A 6,185-nucleotide genomic window follows, 5' to 3' on the forward strand; every position below is an offset into this window, starting at 1 on the left:
TGGGCACCGTGTGGGCCACTGGCCGCACTGCCTGCGCCAAAGCGGGTACGGTCGCCATTGGGGGCGTGGTGCCGGCCATGCCCTGCAGCTGCGTGGCCATGCTCCACTGGCCGCTGAGCACGTGCTCGATCGCAGGAAAACGGTCGTACCAACTGATCTGGAAGCTGTCCGTCAGCAACTGCTCGCATGCCCCGAGGAAGGGCCCTCCTGCGATGGCGTAGTCGGCCATCATGTCGCCCGTACGCTTCCCTCCGGGCCGGCCGGTAGATGACGGCATCAAGCCTATCGCTTCCATCTTTGCGGCCCACTCCTCGTTGTGGTAGCGCCCCCGGCCCGGCTTGCCGAAGTGGTGCTGCCATAGATGGGCCATCTCGTGCACCAGCGTCTGCAGCGTCTCGATGATCGGCACGGCCGCGAAATAGGCGGGGTTCAGGGCGATCTCGTCCGTGGTGCTGCCGTCCAGCGACGCAAAGCGCGCGGCCGAGAAGTACCCGCAGGTGCGTTTTTCTCGCTGTAGCGTGATCAGGCAATGGGGCAGAGCATCGTCGAACAGACGCTGGTTGAAGTGCTCGTACGCCTGCTGCAACTCAGAATAGGTTGCACGCGTGGGCATGGCTCGCTGTGCACCGGTTACAGGTAAAGATGGGGTCGTCTCAGAAAACGGAAAATAAAGCACGTTAAGGCAAAACGGCTCCACCGTTGGGCATCAATACGGCTTTGTCATTGACGCTCTGTTGCGCATTCCTGGCAGAACACAACAGCAGGATCGGCGTTCAACCGTTCCGGCTCCAAATCACTGTGACAGGCGCAGCACAGCCCATAGGTGCCAGAGTCGAGGCGGGCCAGCGCAGCTTCGACCTTGCGCTTGCGAATGGTCAGCCGCTCCCGCAATCCTTGGGCGAGAGCCTGCTGTTGGAGGGCGTCGATACGCGACACCCTACCGACACAGGATTGATCCAGCTCGACCGGCGCGGCGGACTGTTGAGCCTGCTGGATTGCCTCAACGGTTTCCCTTTGCTCGATCAGCAGTCGAGCGCGGAACTGTTCCATGTCCATTGAGGCGACTCCTTCGCTATCGCAGTAGAAGCGTGGGGACGGTCGAGGAACGCAGCAGGTCAGCGGTCTTGCTGCCGAACATCAAAGTGCGCAGCGGCGAGTGACCGAATGCGCCCATGATGAGCATGTCGATGGACTGCTCCTTGGGGTGAAGAGGGAAAACGGAAAAAATCAGGCGCTAAGACATAATGAGGGGTCGAGGTGCAGCGGAACGGCAAACCAGGTTAAGGCCACTCCTGACTTTTTCGTTGCTTGCTGGGTTATGCAGTGGCCGCAGCCAGCCCTTGGCTACTGCTTCCAACACAGAGTAGGAATACTGGCCAAGCATGTTGATGTGCTCATGCAGTAACGGCGGCAGCCTGGCCATGTCATCATCTCGAACATCAGAGCTGACATAAAACAGCAGCGGTATCCCAGTGCTCAGCGAGAGCCGAAGAAGCTGTCGATTTTCTCGGTTAGTGTTGCGCGCGAAAGCTCACCCATATGCCGCTTGTATAGCCGGCCTTGAGCATCATAGAACAGCGTTGTGGGGTAACCAGACGAACCAGTTCGGGCACTTACCTGCTTGGCCGGATCGAGAACGATATTTGGCATTTGTAACCCATTCGCGTCGAGGTAGCTTTGTACGGTTGCTGCTGATTCTCCTTGATTCGCAAACACGAAGTGGATTTCTGGATGGGCTAGCTGTGCAGCCTTTAATACAGGCATCTCACGTCGGCACGGCGGACACCAAGTTGCCCAAAGATTGATAATCAAGGGGCGGCCCACAAAGGCACTGAGCGGCACAGTTGTGTTGTCGAGGCGGCGTACCTCAATTGTCGGGACAGGCACACCCACCGGCGTAAGGGCATGATTCAGCGCACTTCCTCCGAAAAAGACAAAGCAACCCGTCAAGGTTGCAGTCAGAAGCGGCCTACGTAGTGTCGTCGAGCGCCGTGACAATTCCATGCCAACCAAAACGGCCGTCGCGAAACCGGCCAGGTTGTCGAAGCCTCCATCACGAAAGTCGATGATCGACAATGGAGCATTGGAATAAATCTCATGATGTCTTAATACGAAGATCGAGCGTCCGGCGAGGAAACCGAACACGATCATCTTCCAAAGAACGGGGCCCGGATCGACACCGCGCCTCGTGCGGAACCACGCGGCAACAGAATGGGCAAGCGTTATGCCTGCTAAGAGTAGTGCTACTTGTACAGGGACGACGAGCGGCCCAAATCGTACAGCATCCAAAAAGTGGCTCCCTGAATCGAAATTTGTGAACTTTAACTTGCAGTTCTAGTTGCGAATGAACATCTATTTGGCCGTGACTTGCCTGACGAAGCTGGCGAAATCAGCGGAACCCTGAAGGTTGAACCCCATGGTTTGCGCTTCCTCGAACGTGCGTTCCGCTGTCCACCCATTCTGCTTTGCACGACTAAGCGCGAGCAGCAACGCGGCCCTCGTGCCAGTGGCGCAATGCAGTAAATGCGGCCCTTGTGTTCTCTGCATTACTTGACTTAACTCGTCAATCTGCTGCTCTGACAGGGCTGTCTTGTTGACTGGTACATTGAAGTAATCCAGTCCACTGTTCCTGACCAACTCGGCGTTCGAGGTGGCCGTTTCCCCAGGCGTACGCATGTCAATTACGGTGTGAATGCCTTGCTGCTTCGCCTCCACCAAATCCTGCCCCGAAGGCTGGGGACCGATGAACAGGCCATCCCCTATTTGCTTGAAGTTTGTCATTTCAATTTCTCCGTTGGTTAGCGGCACGTCAGCCCTGCGGGCTCTGGGTCATCTGGCGGCAATAGCTGGCCAAGTTCTCTGGCAGGTCTGGGGGACAGACGCCACATTGCTTATTCCCCGGGACAGCGTAGTCAATGAACTTAGGGTATGGAAGGTTCAGCTTGGCCATGATGTCCCTGAACTCTTCGAGCGTCTTTTCCCCGCCCAGGCGGGGATTACGCTTCTTTTCCTGCGCGATCGAGGAGACAAAACGCTGCTGGTAGTCGTGCGCCGGGTAGACCAAGGTTTCGTCGGGCAAAGCAAACAGCTTCTCTCGCACGCTTTTGTAGAGCGCATCGGCATCACCGTTTTGAAAGTCAGTCCTGCCACACCCCTCGATAAGTAAGGCGTCGCCTGTGAATACGCGGTCATTTAAAAGATAGGCAAAGTGCCCGTCGGTATGGCCGGGGGTATGCAGGGGCTGCAAAGTAATACCCCCGACCTGAAATGGCCTGCCTTCTTCGATGCCGACATCGGCACATGACAACTGATCGTAGGCAGGCGCGGCAATCTTGCTACCCACGGCACGCTTCATTTCCAAAGCTGCGGTGATGTGGTCGGCATGGATATGGGTATCGACCGTGTAAGCCAAGGTCAGACCTAACCTGTGCACCTCGGCCAGATCCCGATCCATGGTCGCAATCACGGGATCGATGAGGACTGCCTGTCCCGTGTCCTCGTCCCCCAGCAGATAGGTATAAGTGCTCGACAGGGGTTCGTACAGTTGTCTAAAAATCATGAGCGCTCCTTAATAGTCGTCGTGATCAGAGTTCGACACATGGATCATCGTCTCTACGTTTAATATATTATGTTATGGTATAATGTTCGTGTAAAGTGTTACTTTTAAACGGATCTACGTGGCCATGCCAAAGCAAATTGATTTAGTGAAACTGCATGCCGCAGCTGGGGAGGCTAGCAAGCTTCTGAAGGTACTGTCCAACCCCGACCGTATGCTCTTGCTATGCCAGATGACGCAGGGCGAGTTCTCGGTCAAAGAGCTGGAAACCATCACTGGGATCTTGCAGCCTACGCTTTCACAGCAGCTGACCGTGCTCCGCGAAGAGCGACTAGTGAATACGCGCCGTGAGGGCAAGCAGATCTTCTACAGCATCTCCAGTAGTGAGGCACTGGCAGTGCTACAGGTGTTGTACCAACTTTACTGCCCAACGTAATAGGAGGCTGTAATGATGATTGACTGGAACAATTTCACGCCCTGGACGTCGCTGGCGGGTGGGCTGATGATCGGAATAGCCACGGCACTGTTCTTGGTATTTAACGGAAGAATTGCGGGCATCAGTGGCATCGTGGGTGGCCTGTTAACGCCCGCAAGGGGCGATATCGCCTGGCGTCTTGCGTTCGTGGGCGGCCTAGTGCTTTCTCCTCTCGTGTTTTCAAGCATCGCTCCCCTGCCCCAAGTGCACATCGAGGCCGGTTACCCGGTCTTGATCCTGGCCGGACTGCTGGTAGGGATCGGTACCCGTTACGGTTCGGGCTGCACTAGCGGACATGGCGTGTGCGGGCTGTCGCGTCGCTCCCCGCGTTCGATGGTGGCTACCGTAGCCTTTATGTCCGCCGGATTCGTGACCGTCTACGTTGTTCGCCATCTTGTCGGCTAAGGGAGCAAAAATGAAAATCTTCATGTCGCTGTTGGTCGGCCTGTTGTTCGGCTTGGGGCTTATTTTGTCCGGCATGAGCGACCCCGCGAAGGTGCTCGGCTTTTTGGACCTGGCCGGAAACTGGGACCCGTCGCTTGCGTTCGTGATGGGCGGCGCTGTAGTCGTCGGCGCGCTGGTGTTTCCGTTCGCGGCCAAACGTCCGAGATCGATCCTGGGCGACGCCATGCGCTTGCCGACGGCTACGCAAATTGACCGCCGTCTCGTGCTCGGCGGACTCGCGTTCGGCGTCGGCTGGGGCCTGGCCGGCTATTGTCCCGGTCCTGCGCTCGCATCGCTCGCACAAGGCGGCGCCAAACCCTTGCTGTTCTTCATCGCCATGCTGGTCGGAATGGCGTTGTTTGAACTGTTCGAACGAGCAAAAGCCAAAGCCGCATCACCGGCCGCGTAACCGGGGCTGTGATGATTACGGGTCTTCTCTTGGGGGCGGTGGTAGGTATTGTCATGGGTCTGACAGGAGCTGGGGGAGGCATTCTCGCGGTCCCACTTCTTGTCTTCGGCATGCACTTAACGATCGCCGAAGCCGGCCCCGTTGGCCTGCTCGCCGTCGGTGTTTCTGCCGCAGCAGGTGCTTTGATGGGCTTAAAGGCTGGGATTGTGCGCTACCGCGCGACCGTGCTCATTGCCGGCACTGGCATCCTGCTCGCGCCACTCGGTGTATGGTTGGCTCACCGTTTGGACACGCGACTGCTCAGCCTGTTGTTTGCCGCTATTCTCGCCTGGGTCGCATATAAAACCTTCCGTGAAATCGTCGGCCGCAGTGTCGAGTCCACCTCTCTTACTCTGGATCGACCCTGCATTCGGGACGACATGAGTGGACGGTTTATCTGGACGAGCAAGTGCGCCGGCGCCTTATCGATCGCAGGTGCCATTGCGGGCATTCTGTCCGGTTTGCTCGGGGTAGGCGGCGGGTTCGTCATGGTGCCGGCCTTGCAGCGTTTCACGGATTTAGCGGTGCAATCGGTCGTCGCTACCTCGCTCGGTGTTATCGCACTTGTTTCGCTAACTGGCGTAGCGGCCAGCCTATCTACAGGAAAATTTCCCCTTGGTGTCGCGCTCCCGTTCGCAGCAGGAAGCATAGTCGGGATGGGAGTCGGCAGTGTGCTCACCTCGCGGCTTCCGCAAAAGTATCTGAAAGCTGCTTTCGGGGTGATATGTCTCGGGGTCGCTGCAATGATGACTTTTAAATCACTGTAGAGGAAACGATCGATAACACAACCCATATGCTCCTGCTGGCTCTCTTGGCCAGAGAATCACTCGTTCGTAGAACAGCATTAAGAAACCCCGTTCGCATTTTCGCCGTCACCTAAGCATGTGAGCTTAGGCTATACCCTATCCTGATGTCAGGAGAAGCCACCCAGCAACGTCAGAATAGAGTTAACTTTTGTGTTTCTTGTCGTTTTCAGAAGACGACCGCACCATCTGACTGGATGTAACGCCTGGTGTGCATACGGCTCCTGACAGCCCAATATCAGGAGTCGTCTGCACCAATCTCGACTATGCTCAATACTCGTGTGCACCAAAGCGAGGTTTGGGCATGACATCAGACACTCCACCGATTGCCGCGCAAGGCGTGGCCACCCTGCCCGACGAGGCATGGGCGCAAGCCCGGCACCGGACGGAAATCATCGGGCCACTGGCAGCGCTTGAGGTGGTCGGGCATGAAGCCGCCGATGAGGCAGCCCAAGCGCT

At 57.0% G+C, this 6,185-nt stretch carries 10 protein-coding genes; 4 read left to right on the top strand and 6 right to left on the bottom strand.

Translation table 11 applies throughout. From position 1 onward, the window contains the following. The 6 genes from GRX31_RS29950 to GRX31_RS29975 all read right to left on the bottom strand — a co-directional run. A partial coding sequence (locus tag GRX31_RS29950) for a SprT-like domain-containing protein (protein ID WP_160856199.1) occupies positions 1–613 on the bottom strand: 613 nt, incomplete at its 3' end. A gap of 107 nt (positions 614–720) precedes the next feature. Further along, positions 721–1,056: a TraR/DksA family transcriptional regulator gene (locus GRX31_RS29955; RefSeq protein ID WP_029306728.1), complete on the bottom strand. Its 336-nt coding sequence runs from the start codon at positions 1,054–1,056 to the stop codon at positions 721–723. A 16-nt stretch (positions 1,057–1,072) separates the two neighbouring features. After that, complete coding sequence (locus GRX31_RS31090; protein WP_272918462.1) at positions 1,073–1,231, bottom strand: universal stress protein; 159 nt, start codon at positions 1,229–1,231, stop codon at positions 1,073–1,075. A 245-nt stretch (positions 1,232–1,476) separates the two neighbouring features. Further along, complete coding sequence (locus GRX31_RS29965; RefSeq protein ID WP_226994866.1) at positions 1,477–2,151, bottom strand: TlpA family protein disulfide reductase; 675 nt, start codon at positions 2,149–2,151, stop codon at positions 1,477–1,479. Between the two features lie 201 nt (positions 2,152–2,352). Continuing rightward, a complete protein-coding gene (locus GRX31_RS29970; protein WP_053821754.1) occupies positions 2,353–2,781 on the bottom strand; it encodes a beta-lactamase hydrolase domain-containing protein in 429 nt (142 codons plus the stop codon). A gap of 28 nt (positions 2,782–2,809) precedes the next feature. Then, a complete protein-coding gene (locus GRX31_RS29975; protein WP_053821755.1) occupies positions 2,810–3,559 on the bottom strand; it encodes an MBL fold metallo-hydrolase in 750 nt (249 codons plus the stop codon). A 124-nt stretch (positions 3,560–3,683) separates the two neighbouring features. Between GRX31_RS29975 and GRX31_RS29980 the strand changes: the two genes are divergently transcribed. Genes GRX31_RS29980 through GRX31_RS29995 form a run of 4 tightly spaced genes read left to right on the top strand, consistent with a single transcriptional unit; the run spans position 3,684 to position 5,690 of the window. Further along, complete coding sequence (locus tag GRX31_RS29980) at positions 3,684–3,992, top strand: ArsR/SmtB family transcription factor (protein WP_053821756.1); 309 nt, start codon at positions 3,684–3,686, stop codon at positions 3,990–3,992. 12 nt (positions 3,993–4,004) lie between these two features. Beyond that, on the top strand, positions 4,005–4,436 hold the full coding sequence (locus GRX31_RS29985) for a YeeE/YedE family protein (RefSeq protein ID WP_053821757.1): 432 nt from the start codon (positions 4,005–4,007) through the stop codon (positions 4,434–4,436). Between the two features lie 10 nt (positions 4,437–4,446). Beyond that, positions 4,447–4,884 (top strand): DUF6691 family protein, encoded by a 438-nt coding sequence (locus GRX31_RS29990; RefSeq protein ID WP_160856201.1) that lies wholly within the window; start codon positions 4,447–4,449, stop codon positions 4,882–4,884. A gap of 11 nt (positions 4,885–4,895) precedes the next feature. After that, positions 4,896–5,690: a sulfite exporter TauE/SafE family protein gene (locus GRX31_RS29995; protein WP_053821759.1), complete on the top strand. Its 795-nt coding sequence runs from the start codon at positions 4,896–4,898 to the stop codon at positions 5,688–5,690. Positions 5,691–6,185 lie beyond the last annotated feature (495 nt).

It is taken from the genome of Delftia sp. CH05, assembly GCF_009827015.1.
In the GTDB taxonomy this organism is placed as follows: Bacteria; Pseudomonadota; Gammaproteobacteria; order Burkholderiales; family Burkholderiaceae_C; genus Comamonas; species Comamonas tsuruhatensis.

What these genes read in the sequence shown, in the direction of transcription:
- GRX31_RS29975 (WP_053821755.1), bottom strand. Translation starts at nt 3,559, where the DNA reads ATGATTTTTAGACAACTGTACGAACCCCTGTCGAGCACTTATACCTAT.
- GRX31_RS29980 (WP_053821756.1), top strand. Translation starts at nt 3,684, where the DNA reads ATGCCAAAGCAAATTGATTTAGTGAAACTGCATGCCGCAGCTGGGGAG.
- GRX31_RS29955 (WP_029306728.1), bottom strand. Translation starts at nt 1,056, where the DNA reads ATGGACATGGAACAGTTCCGCGCTCGACTGCTGATCGAGCAAAGGGAA.
- GRX31_RS29965 (WP_226994866.1), bottom strand. Translation starts at nt 2,151, where the DNA reads ATGATCGTGTTCGGTTTCCTCGCCGGACGCTCGATCTTCGTATTAAGA.
- GRX31_RS29985 (WP_053821757.1), top strand. Translation starts at nt 4,005, where the DNA reads ATGATGATTGACTGGAACAATTTCACGCCCTGGACGTCGCTGGCGGGT.
- GRX31_RS29970 (WP_053821754.1), bottom strand. Translation starts at nt 2,781, where the DNA reads ATGACAAACTTCAAGCAAATAGGGGATGGCCTGTTCATCGGTCCCCAG.
- GRX31_RS29995 (WP_053821759.1), top strand. Translation starts at nt 4,896, where the DNA reads ATGATTACGGGTCTTCTCTTGGGGGCGGTGGTAGGTATTGTCATGGGT.
- GRX31_RS29990 (WP_160856201.1), top strand. Translation starts at nt 4,447, where the DNA reads ATGAAAATCTTCATGTCGCTGTTGGTCGGCCTGTTGTTCGGCTTGGGG.